The organism is Sphingobium cupriresistens LL01 (genome assembly GCF_001046645.1).
GTDB classification, from domain to species: Bacteria; Pseudomonadota; Alphaproteobacteria; order Sphingomonadales; family Sphingomonadaceae; genus Sphingobium; species Sphingobium cupriresistens.
Genome location: NZ_KQ130437.1, coordinates 114,881 through 134,873, shown reverse-complemented (window position 1 = coordinate 134,873; position 19,993 = coordinate 114,881). Strand labels below are relative to the sequence as shown.

Annotated in this window: 25 protein-coding genes; 12 read left to right on the top strand and 13 right to left on the bottom strand. The window is 62.0% G+C overall.

What is annotated here, in order from left to right; genetic code table 11:
* Positions 1 to 103: 103 nt before the first annotated feature.
* Together V473_RS23130 and V473_RS19470 are read right to left on the bottom strand one after the other, a co-directional pair.
* On the bottom strand, positions 104 to 532 hold the full coding sequence (locus tag V473_RS23130) for a thermonuclease family protein (protein WP_082679239.1): 429 nt from the start codon (positions 530 to 532) through the stop codon (positions 104 to 106).
* A 28-nt stretch (positions 533 to 560) separates the two neighbouring features.
* Positions 561 to 821: a hypothetical protein gene (locus tag V473_RS19470; RefSeq protein WP_148648464.1), complete on the bottom strand. Its 261-nt coding sequence runs from the start codon at positions 819 to 821 to the stop codon at positions 561 to 563.
* Between the two features lie 170 nt (positions 822 to 991).
* Between V473_RS19470 and V473_RS19465 the strand changes: the two genes are divergently transcribed.
* Complete coding sequence (locus V473_RS19465) at positions 992 to 1,387, top strand: response regulator transcription factor (RefSeq protein WP_066608986.1); 396 nt, start codon at positions 992 to 994, stop codon at positions 1,385 to 1,387.
* A 42-nt stretch (positions 1,388 to 1,429) separates the two neighbouring features.
* On the opposite strand, the gene V473_RS19460 is transcribed toward V473_RS19465, so the two are convergent.
* The gene (locus V473_RS19460; protein ID WP_066608984.1) at positions 1,430 to 1,909 is read right to left on the bottom strand and encodes an RES family NAD+ phosphorylase; all 480 of its coding nucleotides are present in this window, start codon (positions 1,907 to 1,909) and stop codon (positions 1,430 to 1,432) included.
* Positions 1,906 to 2,340, bottom strand: a complete 435-nt coding sequence (locus V473_RS19455; protein WP_066609069.1) for an antitoxin Xre-like helix-turn-helix domain-containing protein — start codon at positions 2,338 to 2,340, stop codon at positions 1,906 to 1,908. Before V473_RS19455 ends, V473_RS19460 begins: the two co-directional genes overlap by 4 nt.
* Positions 2,341 to 2,630: 290 nt before the next feature.
* On the opposite strand from V473_RS19455, the gene V473_RS24195 reads away from it, so the two are divergent.
* Positions 2,631 to 2,795 (top strand): hypothetical protein, encoded by a 165-nt coding sequence (locus V473_RS24195; RefSeq protein WP_169793966.1) that lies wholly within the window; start codon positions 2,631 to 2,633, stop codon positions 2,793 to 2,795.
* Between the two features lie 49 nt (positions 2,796 to 2,844).
* Positions 2,845 to 3,378 carry a hypothetical protein gene (locus V473_RS19450; RefSeq protein ID WP_066608982.1) on the top strand — a complete coding sequence of 178 codons (534 nt, stop codon included), beginning with the start codon at positions 2,845 to 2,847 and terminating at the stop codon, positions 3,376 to 3,378.
* A 106-nt stretch (positions 3,379 to 3,484) separates the two neighbouring features.
* Here the strand turns inward: V473_RS19450 and V473_RS19445 are convergent, their stop codons facing one another.
* Entirely contained in the window at positions 3,485 to 3,802 is a 318-nt protein-coding gene (locus V473_RS19445; protein ID WP_244884514.1) for a hypothetical protein, read from the bottom strand.
* A gap of 335 nt (positions 3,803 to 4,137) precedes the next feature.
* Here V473_RS19445 and V473_RS19440 point away from each other — a divergent pair, with 335 nt between their 5' ends.
* From V473_RS19440 to V473_RS19410, 7 genes are all read left to right on the top strand, one after another.
* Entirely contained in the window at positions 4,138 to 4,533 is a 396-nt protein-coding gene (locus tag V473_RS19440) for a DUF3768 domain-containing protein (RefSeq protein ID WP_066608979.1), read from the top strand.
* Between the two features lie 54 nt (positions 4,534 to 4,587).
* Positions 4,588 to 4,881, top strand: coding sequence for a DUF7673 family protein (locus V473_RS19435; RefSeq protein WP_066608977.1), 294 nt, complete (start codon positions 4,588 to 4,590; stop codon positions 4,879 to 4,881).
* A gap of 296 nt (positions 4,882 to 5,177) precedes the next feature.
* A complete protein-coding gene (locus tag V473_RS19430; RefSeq protein WP_066532566.1) occupies positions 5,178 to 5,357 on the top strand; it encodes a hypothetical protein in 180 nt (59 codons plus the stop codon).
* A 13-nt stretch (positions 5,358 to 5,370) separates the two neighbouring features.
* Positions 5,371 to 6,135 carry a ParA family protein gene (locus V473_RS19425; RefSeq protein ID WP_066608974.1) on the top strand — a complete coding sequence of 255 codons (765 nt, stop codon included), beginning with the start codon at positions 5,371 to 5,373 and terminating at the stop codon, positions 6,133 to 6,135.
* Positions 6,135 to 7,070, top strand: a complete 936-nt coding sequence (locus tag V473_RS19420) for a ParB/RepB/Spo0J family partition protein (protein WP_066608971.1) — start codon at positions 6,135 to 6,137, stop codon at positions 7,068 to 7,070. Before V473_RS19425 ends, V473_RS19420 begins: the two co-directional genes overlap by 1 nt.
* 304 nt (positions 7,071 to 7,374) lie before the next feature.
* Positions 7,375 to 7,911, top strand: coding sequence for a plasmid mobilization relaxosome protein MobC (locus V473_RS19415; protein ID WP_066608969.1), 537 nt, complete (start codon positions 7,375 to 7,377; stop codon positions 7,909 to 7,911).
* The gene (locus V473_RS19410; RefSeq protein WP_066608967.1) at positions 7,904 to 9,034 is read left to right on the top strand and encodes a relaxase/mobilization nuclease domain-containing protein; all 1,131 of its coding nucleotides are present in this window, start codon (positions 7,904 to 7,906) and stop codon (positions 9,032 to 9,034) included. Before V473_RS19415 ends, V473_RS19410 begins: the two co-directional genes overlap by 8 nt.
* Before the next feature lie 126 nt (positions 9,035 to 9,160).
* Here V473_RS19410 and V473_RS19405 read toward each other — a convergent pair whose 3' ends face one another.
* Genes V473_RS19405 through V473_RS19395 form a run of 3 tightly spaced genes read right to left on the bottom strand, consistent with a single transcriptional unit; the run spans position 9,161 to position 11,713 of the window.
* On the bottom strand, positions 9,161 to 9,817 hold the full coding sequence (locus tag V473_RS19405) for a hypothetical protein (RefSeq protein ID WP_148648463.1): 657 nt from the start codon (positions 9,815 to 9,817) through the stop codon (positions 9,161 to 9,163).
* Between the two features lie 6 nt (positions 9,818 to 9,823).
* Positions 9,824 to 10,558, bottom strand: coding sequence for a type II toxin-antitoxin system PemK/MazF family toxin (locus tag V473_RS19400; protein WP_082679238.1), 735 nt, complete (start codon positions 10,556 to 10,558; stop codon positions 9,824 to 9,826).
* 33 nt (positions 10,559 to 10,591) lie between these two features.
* Complete coding sequence (locus V473_RS19395) at positions 10,592 to 11,713, bottom strand: hypothetical protein (protein ID WP_066608961.1); 1,122 nt, start codon at positions 11,711 to 11,713, stop codon at positions 10,592 to 10,594.
* A 371-nt stretch (positions 11,714 to 12,084) separates the two neighbouring features.
* Between V473_RS19395 and V473_RS19390 the strand changes: the two genes are divergently transcribed.
* Both V473_RS19390 and V473_RS19385 read left to right on the top strand, forming a co-directional pair.
* A complete protein-coding gene (locus V473_RS19390; RefSeq protein WP_148648462.1) occupies positions 12,085 to 12,945 on the top strand; it encodes a nucleotidyltransferase family protein in 861 nt (286 codons plus the stop codon).
* Positions 12,924 to 13,655: a DUF6602 domain-containing protein gene (locus V473_RS19385; protein ID WP_330219426.1), complete on the top strand. Its 732-nt coding sequence runs from the start codon at positions 12,924 to 12,926 to the stop codon at positions 13,653 to 13,655. Before V473_RS19390 ends, V473_RS19385 begins: the two co-directional genes overlap by 22 nt.
* A gap of 117 nt (positions 13,656 to 13,772) precedes the next feature.
* Here the strand turns inward: V473_RS19385 and V473_RS19380 are convergent, their stop codons facing one another.
* The 5 genes from V473_RS19380 to virB10 form a co-directional block, all read right to left on the bottom strand.
* Complete coding sequence (locus V473_RS19380) at positions 13,773 to 14,603, bottom strand: type IV toxin-antitoxin system AbiEi family antitoxin domain-containing protein (protein WP_066608953.1); 831 nt, start codon at positions 14,601 to 14,603, stop codon at positions 13,773 to 13,775.
* Between the two features lie 253 nt (positions 14,604 to 14,856).
* Positions 14,857 to 15,807, bottom strand: coding sequence for an LPD7 domain-containing protein (locus V473_RS19375; protein WP_066608946.1), 951 nt, complete (start codon positions 15,805 to 15,807; stop codon positions 14,857 to 14,859).
* Entirely contained in the window at positions 15,788 to 17,800 is a 2,013-nt protein-coding gene (locus tag V473_RS19370) for a type IV secretory system conjugative DNA transfer family protein (protein WP_066608944.1), read from the bottom strand. The genes V473_RS19375 and V473_RS19370 overlap by 20 nt, the downstream gene beginning before the upstream one ends.
* Positions 17,766 to 18,770 carry a P-type DNA transfer ATPase VirB11 gene (gene virB11 / locus V473_RS19365; RefSeq protein ID WP_066608943.1) on the bottom strand — a complete coding sequence of 335 codons (1,005 nt, stop codon included), beginning with the start codon at positions 18,768 to 18,770 and terminating at the stop codon, positions 17,766 to 17,768. Before virB11 ends, V473_RS19370 begins: the two co-directional genes overlap by 35 nt.
* Positions 18,771 to 18,772: 2 nt before the next feature.
* Positions 18,773 to 19,990 (bottom strand): type IV secretion system protein VirB10, encoded by a 1,218-nt coding sequence (virB10, locus tag V473_RS19360; protein ID WP_066608942.1) that lies wholly within the window; start codon positions 19,988 to 19,990, stop codon positions 18,773 to 18,775.
* Positions 19,991 to 19,993 lie beyond the last annotated feature (3 nt).

The following is a 19,993-nucleotide window of genomic DNA, read 5'->3' as shown; positions in this document are numbered from 1 at the left end:
ATCGAAGGCAGGCGCGGCGCAAATCAGGATGTCCGAAATATGTCGGTAGATTTCGGACACCCGAGGAGCGGCGGGATTTCGCTATTCGCCCTTCCGCATCACCTCAGCGACAGTGGCCTGCCGCATAGCGGTTCCAGCGCAGCACCATGCCGGTGGCAATCATGGCGCAACTGATATCGCCGATGACAGGTGCTGTGCACCAGGCGCCGGTGCGACTGCCTTTCGCATTTCCGTTCGATCGGCACTGGAGCCTTGGTCCTGCAACCAGGATGTGGCCGGTTCCGGTTCGGCCTCTCGCGCCGCCGAGCAGCCGCACCAGCGTGTCGCGCGCAGCAATGCCGCTGGCGCGCGGGCAGGGGTGCCCCCTGCGGCACGAGCCATCGATCTCCCGCGCCGCGATTCCAGCGAGCCGGATCCGTGGTCCCTCGCGACACCAGATCGGGCCATCGCCGTCCCAGACCCTGACGGGCGTGCAGATGAACGACTGGCCGCTTGGTACAACCGCCACAGCAAGCAGAAATACAGCGAGCATCAGCGCTCAATCCGGGATGTGACGTGCGTCATGCTTCAGGGAAGAGCGGCAATGTATCCGACCTCGCGGCGGGCTCGTCGGCGAGGATATCGTAGCAGCGCAAACGCACTGCCAAGTGTCGCGCCAACTCCGCCGTTGCACGGCGTCGTGCAACCGTATCGCCACACCCGATATTGGTGACCAGGGCCGGTTCGGCCGTGGCGAGCGACACCTCGAGGTGGAGGGCCAGGCTATCTTCATCGACTCGGAGCATGGCTGCAGAATAGAACAAAGAACGAACATCCATCAAGTGTCGAGATCCAGCGAGCCACCCGTATATGGCTTGGGTAACGCCGAGCATTGATTGCTCTGGAGATATCGCGACGATTGGGGATAATTTGCCGACCGAATGCGTTGGGCATCTGACGTCGTTTCGGGAAAGCGACACTGCGATCCCACTTACCAAGGCACGGACCGGTTTTGACCAACGACATATTCATATTGGTGGTGGAGGACGAGACGCTGATCGAAGAGATCGTCGTCTCGGGTCTGGAAGATGCCGGCTATACCGTCGTGGCAGCACACACCGCCGAGGAAGCCATCGCACAGTTGGAAAAAGGCGATCCTGTCATCCGGGCGATCGTCACCGATGTGAACTTTGCCCCTGAGAAACTGACCGGCTGGGACGTCGCACGACGCGCTCGCGAACGCACGGCGGATATTCCGATCATCTATATGTCGGGTGCGAGCGGCCATGAATGGACATCGCACGGCGTCCCCAACAGCGTGTTGATCGCCAAGCCCTTCGCGATCGGCCAGATCGTCACGGCGGTTTCGCAGCTGCTCAACGCCGGCGGACCGGCTGTCGGCGAATAAGGCAATTGAAAAATCTAATCCAAATATGCCGGTAAGGCACGATCAGCCGTAGAGCCGGTCATCCCACCAGATTGGTTCGGGCAGATCGAAGCTGATTGCTTGCGCGTCGGGATGTGCTGGATTGATCAGGATGTTGCGTTCCACCCGTGCCGGGATCGAAGGCACCAGCAACAGCGCCGAGCGCCCTGCCGCGAACCACGCCTCGCCAAAGGTCTTGCAGATGTCTTCGCGCTTGCCGTCCCACCCCGAGAATTTCGCGGTCGGGAAGACTTCGTAACTGACGCCGTTTGGGATCGTGATGCGGATATAATGCTGGTTGGCCGGCATCACCGTGTTCGCGTGGACGAGCTTTTCCAGCATCGCCGTCGAATAATGTTCCGACGTGTAGATGATCGGGCTGGCCGCGGTGTTCCACCGTCCCGGATAGAGCCGAGCGCCCTCGCTGTCATAGATCGGATGCGCGCCATCGGGATCGCCGATCCGATAACAGGTCAGCACGCGGTCGGTGATCTGGGCGCTCACGCCCCGCCGCCATACGCCGCCCGTCCCAGCAGGTTGATGACGACATCGGCTCCCGGACCCGTCGCCAGCGCCACGTCGAGCGGCGGCTTGTTGTCGAGCATGGGGTGCGCGCGGCCGAGAAAGTCGCGGACCTTGGCGGGATCCTTATAGATATCGAGCGCGAAGCTGAACACCTTGGCGATCCGCGCCAGCTTGTCGCCTTCCTCGCTGGTCAGGCGCTTGGACGCCGACTTCTTGCGGCGATCAAGCGTCGCCTTGGAAATCAGGCGGAACTTGAAGCGGCTGTCATTGGGCGCGACGGTGTCGGCGAGATGGTCGAGTGCGCCGACCGGCAGGCCTTCGAGAATCGAATAGCTCAGCCCCAGGCGCGTGTCGCCCTTGCGGGGCGCAACCCCAAGCAGGGTCTCGATCGTCACGGGCTGGCTCGCCATCTGCTGCTCCTGTATCATCTGATGCAGATATATGTCTCACATGAGGCAAGCGCAAGCAACGGTGATATCAGCCCGGTGGGGCCATGACTTCTTCCGGCCGGCAGCTTCACCCCGCTCTTTGAGGCGCAATCCTTGGTCTGGCGGGCGGCCTAATGCGATCAACCCGTAAAGGGTCCGGTCGCTTCGCTACGGCTTTTGGCCTGCGGCAAAAAGTGATCGCGGCCACCCACCAAACACTTCGGGCGCCAGTCGAGCGGGGATGAACCCGCCGGCTTTCAAGGAGCCTCGACATGTTCACCGACATCAAGATCGCCCGCCTGAATGCGCTCAGCCTCTCCAAAACCCTGATGATCGCAACGATGGTCATCGGGATCGGCAACCAGTTCGCCGTCATTACCGCCGACGACTTTGACGGCGACGTGGTCGTCATCAACGAATATGATCCGTTCAGCTGAAACCTTCCGGCGGGGGCTTCCGCCCCCGCCCTTATTATGCGAGCGCTGATTGGACGATCTTACCGAGGAAGCGAATCCGCACTTCATTCATTCGACCCTGCGGGAACGCATTGTCGAGCATGTCTTTGTCGGTGAAGCGCTGCGCCGCCTGTGGCAACTGGGTGTGACCGACGTCGAGGTATTGCGCTCCGAATTCGACGCGGGCGGCTATGACCTGGTCATGGCCCGCGGTCGCGTAACCCGCCATATCCAGTTCAAGACCAAAATCGTCGGCGGCAAGACCGACGAGGTCAAGATCAGCCTCAAGCTGATGGAGAAGCCGAGCGGCTGCGTGCTCTGGATCGTGGTGACGCCGGATCTCCTCTTCGATCATTATCTGTGGTTCGGCGCGGGGCCGGGTGAGCCTCTTCCCGACATCAGTGCGTTCGCCGTCGCCAAACATAGCAAGGGGACGACGCAGGGCGAGAAGAATGCGCGGCCGGGCCATCGCAAGATCCGGATAACCAGGTTTGAGCAGGTCTCAACCTTGGACGCGATATTGCTTCGTCTGTTCGGTGATCTCAAGGTTGCGAAAGCGGATTGAGCGGTCAGGCGGCCCCGGTTGCACCGGGCCGGGCTCTAGGCTGACGCCCCGAGCCCCGTGCCGGGTCTCGGCCCATCCGGGTCACGATCCCTGCCGTGGTAAGGTATCAACGGCGCTGCGGCACCAGCACCCCGGCGATATCGGCTGAAGGGGCTGCTCGCCCAAGGGCGAGATGCGCTGGTGGGCATATTGTCAGCCCCTCGCGCAGGGCCGCATCGTCCAGCAGGATGCGCCATGGTCCACCATAGCGCCGGGCGGCCAGGTAGAAGGTCGCGCCATCACACGCCACCATGCGGCATCGCTCCTGGCAATCGATCAACGACGCATTCCCGCCATAGCGGGCGACCAGCTCGTCGAGATCGGCGCGCATCAGGGCGCCGCAGCGGCGGCACTGGGTGCGAACCTGGATCTGCAGCTTTTGCATTCCGCTGACGCTCGATGTCCAGCGTGGCCATAGGGCAATGATCCGGGCGGTGTCTGTCATGATCGCAAGGATAGCGAAGCCCTCGCTCGCGCGTCCAGCAGCACGTCTGAAAAGTCGGCCATGCCGTTCCTTATTACCTCTGACCGCCGCACCAACGGCCCCTTCCTGGCTTGGCGTCCTCGCCGCGACACTTGCCAGCGCAAGCCCGGTGCCGGGCTTCTCCACATCCGTTGCGACCCTGTCGGGTGCGCGAGCGCGCTATGCCCCGGCGGTCCGGTCGCCTGTCGGAAGGCCCCGATCGGCGGGGTCTGACACAGCTTGGAAAGTCAAACGTCATGGCCGACCCCCAGAATGACAAAGTCCTATCCGCAGACCAGCGCATCACGACCATCGCGCGGCTCAATGACGGCCTGCGCCAGTCCATCCATAGCCCACGCGTCAACCAGGTGGTCATGACCACCGGGGTCGCCGATTTGATCGGCGATACCAGCCTGTTTCGCGGGTTCCAGCGCCGCGCCGAACTGCTGCGCACCGTGCGCGACTATGACGCCTTTGGTCCCGACGTCGATCCGCATGGGGAGCGTGATTTCGGCCGCTTCGAGTTCGCGGGCGAGACCCTGTACTGGAAGATCGATTATTATGATCGCGCGCTGACATACGGATCGCCTGACCCGACAGATCCCGACCTCACCACCCGCGTGCTGACGCTGCTTCTCACCCACGAATATTGAGCTATCATGGCCCCGACCCTGTCGGGGCCACCTTTTTACTGAAAGGATTCGCAGATGAGCGAGCCTGTCATCCAAGCCCTCGACCGGCTTTTCGATCTGGCGGCGTCCGATACCGGGCAAGCGCGCCGCGCCGCCAACTTCCTGCTCGCCTGGTGGAATGCGCAGGACAATGGCGGGTTTGATCTCGCTGACCTGTTCGGCGTCGACCATGCGGTCGCCGCCGACATGGCCGTCGTGTTCATCTATCTGGGTGGTCATCACGGCGCGATCTATCCCGACCAGCTTGGTTATGAGGACAAGATCATTGCCCTGGTCCACCAGTGGCGCCTCCACGAGACCGTCGACTGACCAGCGCCGATTGACCGGCATTTCCACCGAGATCGATGATCGCGTCGTGCCGACCGGGCTGCCGTAGTCGGCTGTCTGACCAGCTTCTCACCGATCGCTAGCAAGACCGGCCATCCCCCTGAGCGGGGGGATGGCCGAAAAGTCTGCTTGAGCAGACTGTCTGCGGTGCCGCCCGCACGTCCCATCGGGCCTTGCTCCCCGCGATGAGAGGGGAGGCTGCGCGGCGAGAGCGTCCGCGTCTTGCTGCGCGGTGAGGGGACCGATCGGTTTCCTGCAACAAGCCAAGGAGACCCGCTATGGCCGATTATTTTTCCCGTCATCCAGACCATGCGTTCGTGTTCGCATTCGTCTGCTTCGCGATCACCGTTTACCTGTTTCGCTATGTCGGACCCGGCATAGGCGGCGGTGGCGACTGGTCGTCGCGCGACCATTATGAGCGCAATCTGCGCGATGGTCCCCACGACTATGAATCGTAAGGGTCCGGCGCCCATGAAGACGATTGTCGTCAGCCTACTCAAGGGCGGGGTCGGCAAGACCTTTCTCGCCACCCACCTCGCCTGGTATCTCTCTGAGCAAGGCGGCAACCGCGTCGCCTTTCTCGACCTCGATCCGCAAGGGAGTTCCACCCGGCGGCTCGCTAGCGAGCGGACCGGGTGGTTCTCGGCTGATCTGTTCGATCCCGAGGCGCGGCTCGACCTGACCGATGGCCCCGGCATCACCGTCTTCGCCGCCGATTCGCGACTGCAGATGGTCAAGGCGGCTGCGGATGTCCGCGATTTCCTTGGCCGGTTCCCTGCGCTTGGTGCCCATTTCGATCATTGCGTCATCGACACCGGCCCCAAATGGGATGAGCTGACCTTGAGCGCCATGGCGGTCGCCGACGCGGTGATCGCGCCGGTCCAGGTCGCCGAGGATTCGATCGAATGCGCCAAGATGCTGCTCACCGCGCTCAAAAAGGCGGAAGGCGCGCGCGGCGGGCGCAAGGTCGATTTTCTCGGGCTGTTGCCCTCGATGGTCAATCCGTTCGACCGACGCGAAATGGACAATGCGGTCAAACTCGCCCGCGCCGTCGGCGAGAAACTGATGTTCCCCGCCTTCATCAAGGCGCGGCCGACCTACAAGCATTCGGCCGAACAGCATCATCCGGTCTGGCGCGAAACCGGTAGTGGCGCAAAAGCGGCGGCTGACGAAATCCGGCCGATCCTGGCCGAGATCGTTCGCCGGATGGACGACCGCCGCCAGAGTGCGGCGTGATGGGCAAGTTCGATCAGCGCGCCGAAGAGTTCGGGTTGCTTGTCGGTCTCCACGATAGCGCGCGTCGCGTCGAGGATCTGCCGCTCGACTGGATCATGGCCGACCCCGGAAATCCACGCCGCGTGTTCGACGAGAAAGAGCTCGATGACCTGGCGGCCTCGATCGCTGCGCGCGGCGTGCTGCAGCCGATCATCGTCGCCCCGAAAAATAGCGACGGCCTTCATGTCATCCGCGTCGGCGAGCGGCGCTTTCGCGCATCGCGGTTGGCCGGGCGCGAGACCATCCCAGCGATCGTGATGGCGGTGGTGAACAGGGCCGACACGCTCGCCGATCAGATCGTCGAGAATGATCAGCGCGCAGGCCTGACCCCCCATGATCTGGCGACCGGGATCGAACGCATGCTGGGCGCCGGCGTTACCCAGGCGGAGATCGCCCGCGCGCTCGGCCGTTCGAAGCAGTTCGTATCGCTCTATGCCGCCTGTGCCGACATGGCGCCCTGGCTGCGTGCGGCGATCGACCAGATGCCGATCCGGTTGCTCTACGATCTCCACCGGGCTGCCCGCACTCATGGCGACGCGGTGCGCGCCTATGTCGCGGGGCTTGGCGAAGAGAGCGTCACCCTGGCCGAAGGCGGCCGGTTCATCGCGGGGCTCAAGGCATCCGAGGCTCTGCCCGTCGCCGGTCGTCATGACGTGGCCGCGCTCCCGAACGGGCAGGGCACCGAGCGCGCTGCGCCGAGCCGGTCGGTTCGTGCTGGTGCCGGTTTACGGTCGATGTTCGAAACGGAGGTGCCGCCACAGCCTCGGCCGCTCGATGCGGTTCGGGTGACGGTGGGCGGGCGGACAGGGCGTTTGATCCTGCCGGAGCGCGTTCGGGTGGTGTTCGATGACGGCGAGGAGGTCGATGCGCCCGTTGCCGAGATCGCCATGGAGTAAACCATCGGCGGGGCAGGGCGGGGCGCTTACCCATTCACCCCCTCACTCTGCGTCGAAACGATCGAGCTTTTCAGACAATTTTGACAGCCGTGCCCCTTTCTTCAGGGGCGCGGCTGTCTTCATTTTGGCGGGCGGAGGGAATTAGTTCGCCCGGAGATACTCTCGTTTTCCACCGAGGCCAGATCGGGTTGGATACGTTGCTTGCAGAGGGGCGGAGTCTGTTTGAGCAGACTATAAGACGAGTGGTTTTAGGTGAGGGCCGGATAGGCTTGGCGCCGTCATTGTTAAACAATAGCAATGGGGTGTGGCGTTTTTCGGCCTCCGTCTGCCCGATGATCTCGCGGCGCGCTTCGATGCTAAGGCGATTGCCGCCGGCGGTCGCTCAGCACTCCTGCGCAAGCTGATCGACGGTGCGCTTGAGGATGCCGGGGAGGCGTCGAGCGAGACGGCTCTGCCTCGGACCCGCACGACTGACCGGCTGCAGCTTCGGCTCATGCGCGAGGATATCGTGCAGCTGGATGCGGCGGCCGATGCGCGCGGCCTCAAAAGGACGGAGTGGCTGGTGATGCTGTTGCGCCGACGGTTGCACGCGACTTCGCCGCCGCCGCGTGGCGACCGGGTGCTGATTGCGCAGTCCTGGCGCGAGCTCAACCGGATCGGTATCAATCTCAACCAGGCGGTCCATGCGCTTCACGCCGCGACCATGGTGGATTCTCGCCTAGATCTGGCGCGCGAGGCCGCGCGGGTCGCTTCCTTCCGGGATGAGGTGGCCGATCAGCTGCGCGTGCTCGGCCGCGCGCTCAAGGGTGACATGGCCTACTGGGATACGGCCGATGAATGAGGATGACGACGGCGTCCTGCCGCTCCCCAGCCTGATGGAAGCCTGGCGACCGCCGACCGGGGGCAAGCACAGCCTGCGCGGGGGGACACTGCGGATCCGGTCGGGCGGCAAGGGCAGGGGCGGGAGCAATGCCGGGCTGTCGGCGGCCGAGGCGCGGGCCAAGCTCGAGCGGATCGTGCGCAAGGCCCCCGAGGTCATGGTCAAGATCTCGGGCAAGCAGCGTGGCGCCAGGCATCTTGCCGAGCACTTCGGCTATATCTCGCGTCACGGGAAGCTCGAAATCCGCAGCAGTGAGGGCGAGATCATCAGAGAGGAAAAGCGCCTGAAGGCGATTGCTGCCGACTGGGACATGCTCGATCAGGCGATGAATGCTTATGGCAAGGACCGGCCGACCTCTATGTCGATGGTCCTGTCGATGCCCGGCGGTACGACCGATGCCGCGACCATCCATGATGCCGTCCAGGCGTTTGCGCGCGTCGAGTTCGAGGGGCAGTTCAGCTATATGGTGGCGCTGCACACCGACACCGCGCACCCCCATGTCCATCTGACCGTCGCGACTCAGGGCCAGGACGGGACGCGGTTCAATCCGCGCAAGGCGGACCTTCATCATTGGCGCGAGAGCTTCGCCCATGAATTGCGCCAGCGCGGCATCGCCGCCGAAGCGACGCCGCGCCGCGCGCGCGGCCACGTCCAGAAGCGGGTGCGTTCGCCGGCGCACCATCTGGAGGCGCGGACAGCGGGGCAGGGGAGGGAGTTGGATCTCAACCAGCTGATCGAAGAGCGCGCGCAGGCGTTCGCACGGTCACAGAACCCGGAGCGTCGGGTGGAGGATGTGCTGGCGCTGGGCCGACAGAAGCAGATCCGGCGGGCCTATGCAGATGCAGCAGCCGCGTTGGCGGCAACCGGGAAGGACGAGGATCTCGCGCTGGCCGAGGATATTGTCGGGTTCGTGGCCGATATGCCCGCAGCGGTGTCGCGGCGATTGGAGCGTGCGCGGGAGATCATGATTGCCGATCGGGCGGAAGGGGCGGCCGGCAGTCGATCGCGCGACACTCATGGCGATATTGCTGAAGGCCAAACGCCGATCCCGATCGAACGAAAGCCTCGGGACCGCGATCGTTAGAAGAAGAATTGAAATTTGAGCCAGCGACGTTCCGGCGTGGTCGGCATTCTGAATGATTAGTTCGGAAAACAAAGCAGGAAATGGCAAATGGCACCGATGATCTCGGTGCCATTTTCGTGATCGATGCTATCGCCATCTCTGCCCATTTTCGCTGAAATTAGCCTCGATTTCCGCAACGCGACGTCGCTGTGCGGGCGTGAGTGCAGCGATAACTCGCTTGAACGCTGCGGGCTTCATGGTGCGCAACTGGCGCCAGTCACTGTCGCGCCGCATCCGCACCTTCCAGTCCGCTGGTCGGTAATTGACACCGGCAGAGCCCATCCGCCAGAAAATCATCGCGACCTGGTTGGGCGTGAACGCGCCTTTGTCATCGACGAAATCGATGAAATCCCAGGCATCGAAATCGTCCACTTCCTGGCCGAGCTTCAGCAACGCCGTCATGACCCGCTGTTTGCGGGCATCTTCCACCAGTCCGCGGCGATGCCGGTCGACCAGCTTGCCCGTCGCATCGGCATCGAGCCGCTGTCCTTGCTCGTCGACGCCGGTGATCTCGAAGCGCTTGATGCATTCGGAGCCGACCAAAAGGCTCGACGCCGTGCCGGAATTTTCGATCTCGAAATGATAGCGCAGGTCCTGCTGCCCACATAGCTCGCAGATTCCGTCCCTTGCCTCCAGGTCGAAGAATCGGCCCGTATAGGACCATTCGCGTAGGGCTGGGCCAAGAGACGACGCCCGACTGAGCGGTAACAGGGTTGCAGCCGCCCTTTCCGCCCAACTCGACATCCGATCCTACTTCTTCTTCAGCGTGAGGGTGTTTGGTCCCAGCGGTTTTGCCGGTGCGGCAGGCATTGCAGCTGCTGTGGCCACTGCTGCGACGGCCGCGTGCGACGCCGCAGACGAGAGCGCCAGAACCTTTTCGACGATCGCAAAGATAGCCGTCATGTCGTGTGGCTCGACCTTCGGGTACACAGGCACATATTTCAGCGACAGTAACGGTCGCAGGCGGTTGACGTGAACCGTATAGAGATGGTCACAAACGACGTAGGCGATCCGCCCTTCAACATGGCCCCTTGGGTTGGGGTTTTTGGAAAGCTGGTGGAAGTGGGTTCCCGCCTTTTGCTGTGCACTGGTGACCGGCAGGATGATGCAGGTGTCACTCAGTGAGTTTGCAGCGCGGATGATGATGCCAGGATGCTCGTTGACGAACTCGGGCACATATGCGTCGTGCGGAAAATCGACCCAGTACATCTGGCCAACACGCGGACGGCTCTGAATTCGCCGCTCGCGGCGGCTGATTGGTATATATCCGGCCTTGATGATCTCGTGATGCTGCGGGAACGGATGCCCCAGCTCCGTGGTCATGTCCTCGACCGCCGGCATGTTTTTGAAATCGATCGGCACGAAGCCTCTCGCAAGCAAGTCCTCATCAGTCAGGATCCGCACATAGCCCGCCGCAAACAGCTCGGCCTCGCTTGGGAATGGCACTTCCATATTCTCGTTTGCTTCTGAATTATCGTTCGACATGGAAATGCTGCTTCTTCCCGGCGGTTGGTCGGCTCATTGCGGTGTCGCCGTATTCATCGGTCGACTATACTCCCCCCGCAGCGCATCGAGCGCGATTTGAGTGAAGCCTGCTTCGTAAAGTTCAATCTGCGTGCGGCGCTTGTAATAGGAGAGCCGACGGCCCGGTGTGTCCGCTTCGATCCGCATCCTTGCAACGCCTCGGATGCCCGGCGCGCGGCGGTGCTGCGCCAGCGTTACCAGCACGTCGAGGGCATAGCGACCGAGCAGGTCGCTGCGCTCCTCAGAGAGGTTAGCGGCCGCATCGAGCATGGTGCGGGTGAGCCGATAGACGTCGTCGCCTTCCGACTGGTGGTAGAGGGCCGCAAAATCGACCGGGAACAACGGTTCGGCGTCAGGCTCTTCGCTGTCGAAAATCCACGCCTCATACCAGATGGCCCCGATCTTCTCGATCATGGCGATGCGCGCCCAGAAATCCTCCCAGGCCGCATCCTTGTTATTGCTCTTGGAGCGATGGTAGCCCGCCCAATCGCCCTTTGCGGATTTGGACCCGCCGACAAGACGAAGTGCCCAGACAGAATGAACACCGATCTCGAACACCTTGCGGGCGGGATGGTCCATGGGCGGAGTCTGGCTCAGCGCGGAAATCGGCACGCCGAAAGTCGCGTCGAGCTGGATTAGGCCATAAAGATCGACCAACATCCGCAGCAACAATGCATCGCCGGTCTCACGGACCCGCCGAAGCATTGAGGCTTCGGCTTCGATCCCGGTTACCAACGCGACGGGCAAAAAGATCGGGTCGCTGTCGAGCGGGATCGGTTGCAGGCGATATTGCGGATATAGCTTCGTCGACCGCTCAGTGCGTGCGACAAAGCCGTGCTGGATCAGCTCGTCGATCGCCACCTTGGCCCGAGGTTTTCCCATGCCGGTGTGCTGTTCGCATGCCTTGGCCGACCACTTGGTGAGCTGGTGATCGCTACCCGTTCCCGCGAGGAGCACAATAAAGGCCGTGACCAAGTTCAGCCTGTTGCCGGTTTCGACCTGCCACAGGCGTTCCCACGCGGAGCGATCGATAGCGAGGAAGTTGCCCCCACGCCCTTTCCCTCGAATGCGATCGACACCGACTGATTCGGCTTCGGGGGACGCCGAACCGTCCAAGGGCGCATTTCTCGATCGTTCCACAGCGGCGCGTTAGCATGTGTTCCTGTCCCCATCAAGGGTATCAATGTTATCAAGGTATTCAAGGGCATCAAGAGCAATAGAACATATCAAGGTAATCAAGTAACAGCAGAGCATGCCGTTTTCCATCCGGTGTCATTAGAAATGGCTGGAATCAGGGCGTTAGCGCGCTGGCGTACATTGAATTTTAATACCCAGAGGGCTATATGGTTCTCACAGCTTCGGCTGCTTCGGCCTCACGGCCTTTTGGAATTACACCGCAAGGTGCTCGGGGAGAGTCTCGCAAGAGGCTCTCCCCTTTCCTCGTCCAGATTTGCCGCGCTCGCTCCGTTTTATACTCGCCGAGCGCAATGGGCGTTCAGCGTCATTGGCGGGATTACACGACCGGTCACGCGCTCTCTGCTGCTCGGGTTACTTGTGAATTTGGCTCCGCGGCCTACTCTGCCGCCATGGTAGGGATCGACGAACATCTGCGCGAAGTATTGGCGAGGCATCGGGTCGATACCGGCCTCTTTTCGCCGGTGCGCGGCGTTCAGCCGTTGATCGAGCCAGTCATCCAGACATGGGGCGGCCCGTTCATCGTCGATATCCGCACAAGCGGGTCTTTCGCGAAGGGGACCGCAGTTCACGGCGGCACGGATATCGATCTTTTCGTCTCGCTCACATCGACGCTGACTGACACACTGCAGCGGATATCCGACACATTGTTCAACGCTTTCTTGCAAGCTGGCTATGCGCCACGCCGTCAGAACGTGTCGACCGGTTTGACGGTGAACGGATGGAAAGTCGATGTGACGCCGGCCAGGCGGCAAGATCAGTACGGCAACTACCATAGCCTATGGAGCACTAAGACAGGTAGCTGGCTCCAGACCAACATTAGCGAACATATACGGGTTGTTTCTAACTCTGGTCGTCTCGATGAAATTCGGCTTATCAAGATTTGGCGCAATCACTTTGGCATCGACTGGCAGTCGTTTTATCTTGAGCTTTTTGTGCTTGATGCGCTCCGGGGTGCCCGGGTTGGGAATGTCCAGGAGAATATCGTCACTGTGTTTCGCGCCATAACGACTTCTCTTGCCAACAAACGGCTCGTTGATCCGGCAAACACCAACAACGTCGTTTCCAATGTGCTCACGGCAGATGCAAAGGGTGCCGTAATAAAAAGCGCGCAAGTCGCGCTTGAGAGCCCGTGGAACGTCGTATTCCAATGACGTCTGAATGGTCCCTCGCGGCGTTGTTCGCCGACTTCCACGAGAAGATACAAAGCGAGCTGGCTACAGCGCGCAAGCTCGGCCACCCTACCGACAAAGGCGACGCCAGCGAGCAGGTCTGGATTGACGTCCTGACCCACTATCTGCCCCGCAGATATGAAGCCCGCAAAGGATTTGTAGTCGATAGCCGAGGCGTCTTCAGCCAGCAGATCGACGTGATCATCCACGACCGACAATATTCTCCATTCGTGTTCACGTTCAAAGGCACCGATGTCGTACCGGCGGAAAGCGTATATGCGGTGTTTGAAGCCAAGCAGGAGTTGACGGCCGATTACATCCGCTATGCCGGAGAGAAGGCGGCTTCCGTGCGCCGGCTGCACCGCACAAGTCTGTCTGCAGAGACGATCGACGGGCCGTCCCGCGCGAAGCCGCTCCATCATATTCTTGCGGGCATTCTCACACTGAGCGCAGGCTGGAAGCCGCCTTTGGGCGACACGTTAGCAGGGCATCTTAGACGTGACCTGGACGAGGAATCGCTCGACATTGGATGCATTGCCGATGCTGGTTGGTTCACCAAGTGCGCAGACAGTTTTGAGCTCAACACGGTCGACAAGGCCGCGACCCGCTTTCTGTTCGAACTGATTGCGCAGCTCCAAGCTATTGGGACTGCGCCAATGCTCGACATTCGGGCGTATGCGAGCATGATCTGATGCCGAAAGTGGAAAGCTGATGCAGGACCAGTGAATGCTAACCGGATCTCATCAGGAGACACCGGCACCGCGCACGGAATCGCACGCTTTGCAGAGCTGTCATGGCCTTGGGAATTATCAACTGCTCCGAATTATATCGAGTTCGTCGGGCTCGATGTTGAGTCGGATGCGCCATCGCGCCAGCATCCTGCCCTCATTGGGAAACAGGGGATCGAGACGCTGATAGGTCGGGGTCAGCCGCGCGCGCAACGGCTCCAATGCGGCTGCATCGGCCAGTCCGTAAAATTCCAGCAGATAGCCCAAGCGGCGGATTACCGCGCCGACGCCGAGGCGAAGCGCGTAGTCGATCATCAGTGCGACCCGCAGCGTATCGCGCTTCATCCAGAGCCCCCTGGCGACCTCCGTGACGCCGCCGACAAATTGCGGATGGTCGAGACCATCGATGATGGTCCGCTCGGGATCGCTGACACGGACTTGCTCTTGGGATGTGATCCAGATCTCGGTCACGCCGAAGAAATCCTGCGGTTTGACGTCGACGAAACGGAACCCATATCCGTGGATGTGCTGCGGGCGCAGGCGTTTGGCGCAGGAGACGATGATGACCAACTGCGGTTGCGTGACCATGCGGTGAAGCTCAAGGGCGCTGCCGTGAGAAATGAAGTAGGGCGCGTCGCCAACCAGCGTTCTTGCGATGAGGTAGGGATCGCTCACATGCTCGGTGTCGCGGCCCCGCTCGAAAGGCACCAGATTGTAGAGGCCAGGCTTGAGGCGCGTGACGATGCCGCGTGCCTCCGTGTTCGCGACGAGACTGCGTGCCGATGATGGGCTCAGACCTGTGATCTCGGTGACGTCGGCGAGCGAAAAGATCGGCTGACGGCGTTCGTTGAGTTCAACGATCAGCTGGGCGGCCCGAGGTCCAAGCGTCTTGAGATTATATCCTTCGCGCAATTTGAGCCTCTGTGAGCGATGTCCGGCGCGTTCGATATAACGATGATTATACTATCTGGCAAGTTTGTCGCGTTCTGCGGGACGAGTCGCGCGCATAGTATATATTCGGCAGGCTCGAGTTGCACCCCTCGTGGTTTATCAGTCACGATCAATGACCGGCCAAGCCGAACAAATGTGCCGGTTCTTAAACCAGGAGGCGATCGCCGGACCCGTTTGTCGCAGAGGGGCTACAGCACAAAAGACCGATTCCCAGTCACCGGGAGCGGCTGCGTTCCTGAGGCTTGGGCTCGCGACCGGGACGAGGGTTGGGGGGCATAGCTGGGTCGCGGCCGCGGACCACATCCTGCCTGATGCTGGGGGCGGCATCCCTGACCATTGCCGGTCGGATGTTCCGCCCCGCCGCGATATGCGCATCGAGCTGCGTGCGGGCGACTGTCATCACCCGCGCAACCGCCTCGGGATTGTCGAACAACGTCCGTCGTATCACCGCTTCCATCACACGCATCTGGCTGTCGGCCGCCCGATCGTTCGGCGTGTTGCCACGATCGCCGCGCCGGGCATCCGGCCCTTCCAAAACACTGCCGTGGCTCTGGCGGCTTATCCCGCTTGACCCACGGGCGACATCGACGTCACGGGCTGCCATGGGCGCAATCGTATTACGGCTCGTTTCCCCGCGCAGCCGATCAAGCTCCTGGAGATCGCGATCGTTTGGCTTGTAGCCCCGTACCTCGAGCCCCTTTTGACTGGCCTCAATCCAGACCGATCGCCGAAATTCTTCCGAGCCCGTGACGTGAATCCGATCCCAATTGCGGTGTTGTGCGATCGCCACCAAATCCTTGACGACTTCCTGGCTCTCCGTCGCCGTGACCAGACGTCGGCCCTGATCGCGAAACGCGGGATCCTTTGCTTGTGCCGTCGTGAAAAAGGCGGGTTCGCCCGACCATTTCGCCTTGTCGGCATAATAGCGCTTCCGCACGCTCTCCGGCACGTCGCCCGCCTCGAGGGAATGCACTTTGGGCGCACTTCGGGACGCACGGATAGCGCCGACATGACCAGGTGCTTCGGTGGGCCCGTCCTTTAGTCCCCCGGGCGAGGACTTTTCTGGCGCAGCCGCCTTGCGCTGTTTGGCGTCGTCGAGGCCAACGCTGTTGGCACTAGTCCGCGCCTTACCGGGTTGCTTGGAATCATTCTCTGCCATGGTCATGCCTCTCGGTCGCAAATTCTGGAGATTGGGCACCGGCACCCGCGGGCTCGAGAACGGCCCGAGCTGTCATCGCCGTGACAAAGGCGATAGCGGCCTGTTCGTCGCCGGGCGGTGGTAAGTCCACCATGGTGCCCAGCACCAACATGTCATCGGTGATTTCGGCAAAACCCGACAGTTCATCACTGGTGAGCGCGCGCATGACAGGTTCCGCCCGCTCTGCCGGCGCGATCGCCTGACCGTCGCTCAACAAGGCGGCCTTCTTCGCGCTAAGGGCCTGCGCCAACGGATCGCTGCTGCTCGCCTCGCCTGCCAATTTGGCGGTAACCGGCGCTGCGCTGATCGTGATCGGACGGGGCGCGACCTTGGGCGGGTCGCTGATCCGGCTCGTGAAGCGTTTCGAGCGGAAATACTCGATCTTGCGACCCCTGACGGGCGGAATACCGCCGCGCATCAGCAGAAGGTCGCCCTTGGGCATCTGCATCAGTTCCTGCGGCATCATCAGCGCACGGCGCTGGTCTGATTCTGATATGCTGCGATTGGCGAGCAGGCCATGAATCGTCCGGCTCTTCGATTTGACGTTCATCGTGAAATAGCCAAGCCGCTCGGAGAGTTCGTTGGCGACCTTCAACTCCTTGGGCGTGAACACGATCTCCAGTCCGCAATTGGCGATGATCTCGTCGGTGACATCGACGCCATAGATGCCGCGGGGCTGGGACCGGCTCTGGATGACTGGCAGGAGGCGAAGTCCGTAGCCTGCGACATAGGAAAAGGCCGACGCGATGACCGGCGCCTTGCCGAGGCGGGCAAATTCGTCGAGCAAAATGAGCACCGGCACGCGGCCGCCATTCTCGGGTAGTTCCCGCGTATTGAGATCGATCAGCTGCTGGAGAAAGAGGTTATATACGGGCGCGATCCGGTCGATATTGTCGGGTGAAACCCCAAGGTAGATCGATATCCGTTCGCGTCGGACCTGTCGCAGATCGAAATCGGTCTCCGACGTCGCGGCATCGACATAGGGGTTGAGCCACAGATTGAGCTTCGACGTGATCGTCTGTTTGATGCCCGAAAAGGTGTTATCCGACGCGGAGGTGAAGTCGCTCAGCGCCGACACGCAGGCCTGGCTCAGCCGCTGGCCGCGGCGCTGGGCCTCTTCGACGACCTTGGGCAGTTCGACCTTGGGGTCGCCCGTCGTCAGTCGCCGATAGATTTCGCCAATCGTGAAGGGGAGGGCGGGATGGGCCGCGACGAGCGCGCCGACGCCGACAAAAGCGGCGCGCGCGGCTTCCGCCCAGAACGGATCAGCCTTTTCCGGTGCCGGAAACAGCATGCCGCCGATCTTCTGGAGTTCATTGATCACATCGGTGTCGTCGAGCCGGTCGATGAAGCTCAAGGGATTGTAGCGGGCGCTCCGGCCTTCGGGATCGAGCGGGTCGAACAGATAAACGGCCTGGCCATGCCGTGCCCGGAAACCTGCGGTGATGTCCCAATTTTCGCGCTTCACGTCGAGCACCACCACCGAGTCTGGCCAACTCAGAAGATTGGGGATCACCACGCCCACGCCCTTGCCGGCGCGCGTCGGTGCCTCGAGCAGGACATGCTCGGTGCCGCCGAAAACGAGATAGCGGCCGCCTTTCTGCCCGACGATGATCCCACTGTTGCTGCGCAGATGTTCGCGGCGGATTTCGCTTTCACGCGCGAACCGCGCCTCGCCATGGAGCGTGCGCCCTCGCTTCAGGATGATAAGCAGGATGACGAAAGCGATGGCGCCGCTGACCAGCGCGCCTCGCTCCAGCCACAGATGCAGGAGCGGATCGCTGCGGTAATACCAGAGCCAGGCGGGTATCGCCGAAATTTGCATATGCGGGCTGATCTGGTTCAGACCGACGAGGGCGACCAGCACCGCGCACAAGGCGCATGCCAAAAAGATTGCCGCGAGCACCCCCGCGACGATGGCGACCCTAGTGAGCGGTCGTGCGTCCGACAGCCGGATCAAAATACACCTCCTCGACTTCGAATTTTCCGGCGCGCTTGCGGGTCTGGACGACGACGTCGACGAGCATGTGCAATAGCCCACGGATATCGTCGCGGGCCAGATCGCGGCCGCCCTCGGATTCCTTCACCAGCAAGGTAAGCTGTTCAAATGCGCCCATGGCTGAACCAGCATGGACCGTTGTGATTGATCCGGGATGGCCCGAATTCACGTTGCGCAGATAGAAGAAGGCGGTTCCGTCGCGCAGCTCCTGCAAGAGGATGCGATCCGGCCGCATGCGCAGCGCACTCTCGAGCAGCTGCTTGGGGCCGACCTTTGCCAAACCCTGACGTTCGTTCGAATAGACCATATGCACGACATTGCGATGCTCGACGACGAGCTCGCGCGTATCCTCGATCGTCAGGAGCCGCTCGTCGGGCGGGATCAACTGGATCAGCGCTTTGGCGAACGTGGTCTTGCCCGAGCCGGTTGCGCCGCTCACCAGGATATTCTTGCGGGCGGCAACGGCCGTTCGAAAGAAAGCCGGCCAATCGCCGACATCGCGCTGCGCGATCAATTGCGCATCGACTTCGCCAAGGCCTTGCGCGGCGGCGCGCGTGCTCGTGAACAGACCCGAATCTGCGAGCTGGTCGATCGCGAGGGTTACGCGCGAAGGCTTGCGGACAGTGAAGGACGGCGCGCCAGTCGGCGTCACCGAGGGAATGACGATTTGACAGCGCTCGCCCCCTGGCAAGATGGTCGAGCAGATCGGCGTCTCCGCATTCACATCCTGCCGGGTGAAGCTTGCCGCTGCGACGGCGAGCGTCGCGAGCCATTCGCTATCGAGCTCGGCGACATTGTGCCAATGCCAGCCCAGATGGTCCTCGATGCCGACCTCGCCGGGCTTGTTGATGACAAGCTCAGTCACCTCGACCGGCTCCAGCAGCGGCAGGATCGGTGCGAGATAATGGCGCAGGACGGCGGTATCGCTCATCCTCAGCGCCGCAACTCGAGATTGTAGACGTCGGCGAAGTTGAAGTCCTTGGCCACGAATATCCCGACCTCTTCGCCTTGGTTCTTTTTCAGCACCGGGCGAATGTTGATGCTGTTCTGGAGCGCGATGCTTGCCCCCTCGCTCGGCGTGCGCGTGGTGTTGTTGAAATTGTTGCTCCCGCCGGAGACGGATTGCCCGGCGATATAGGCGGCGTCGTCGACCAGCGAGAGCAGCAGTGCGCTACCGAAGCGCGCCCAGAAGAAGGTGTCCACGGACCCGGCGATGCCTGCGCGGCCAAGGGCGTCCGACCCCGGCGAAGCCAGGTCGATTCGCACGCCCTGCGGCGTGACGGCGCGCGTCCACAACACGAACAGGCGGTTCTGCCCCTGCTGGATGCCGCCATGATATTCGCCGAGGACTTTAGTGCCCTTCTCCATCAGCACGACGCGGCCGTTCTCCGAATAGACGTCGCGCGGGATCAGGCAGGAGGTGTACCCTGGCTGCGCCGAATTCATGGCGGTCTGCAGAATGCAGGGGATCAGCGTGCCGGCGGTGACGAGATAGTTGCGATTGGGCAGCATCGAGGCGCGTGCCTCGCCAACGGCCGAACTCTGACGAAGCGCATCGAGCGCATTGGGCGCGCTACGGACCGCCGGATCGGTCGAGCCGTCGCCAGCTGTGCCCGCATTGCCGGTATCGGAGCCAGCACCGTTAGAGCCCGCTGGAGCTTGGAGCGCATCGCGGCCGCCATAGGCAATCAAGGTCGAACGACGTGCCTGATCGGCCAAGTTCTGGCGCGTGTTCTGCGGTGCCGCCGCTGGCTGCGCTCCGGGTTGTATTGCCGGTACGATCTGTCCATCGGGGCCAACGGTCGGCGGAGGATTGAGGACAGGCGCGTTGGGATCGGCGCTCACGGCGCCGAGCGGCTTGGGTTTCGCTGCGACAGCATCATATGCGACCGTTTCGCGCGCCGCGAGATCGGGTCGTTTGGCCATTGCCTCGGGCTTTCCCATCAAACTCGAGCCGGTCTTGCTCGGTCCCGAGTTCACCCACAGAATGCCGAGCACCATCGCCGTCCCCGCGAAAATCAGGGCGGTATTCCGCTTTGCCGCTGTCATCCCTCCAATCGGGTCGATGCCGCGCTCGCGGATGATTTCGTCGCGTTCAGGTGTTGGATCGCCCTGCGGGCGGCGAGTGGCCTCGGCCGAAGTCTCGTCCATCGC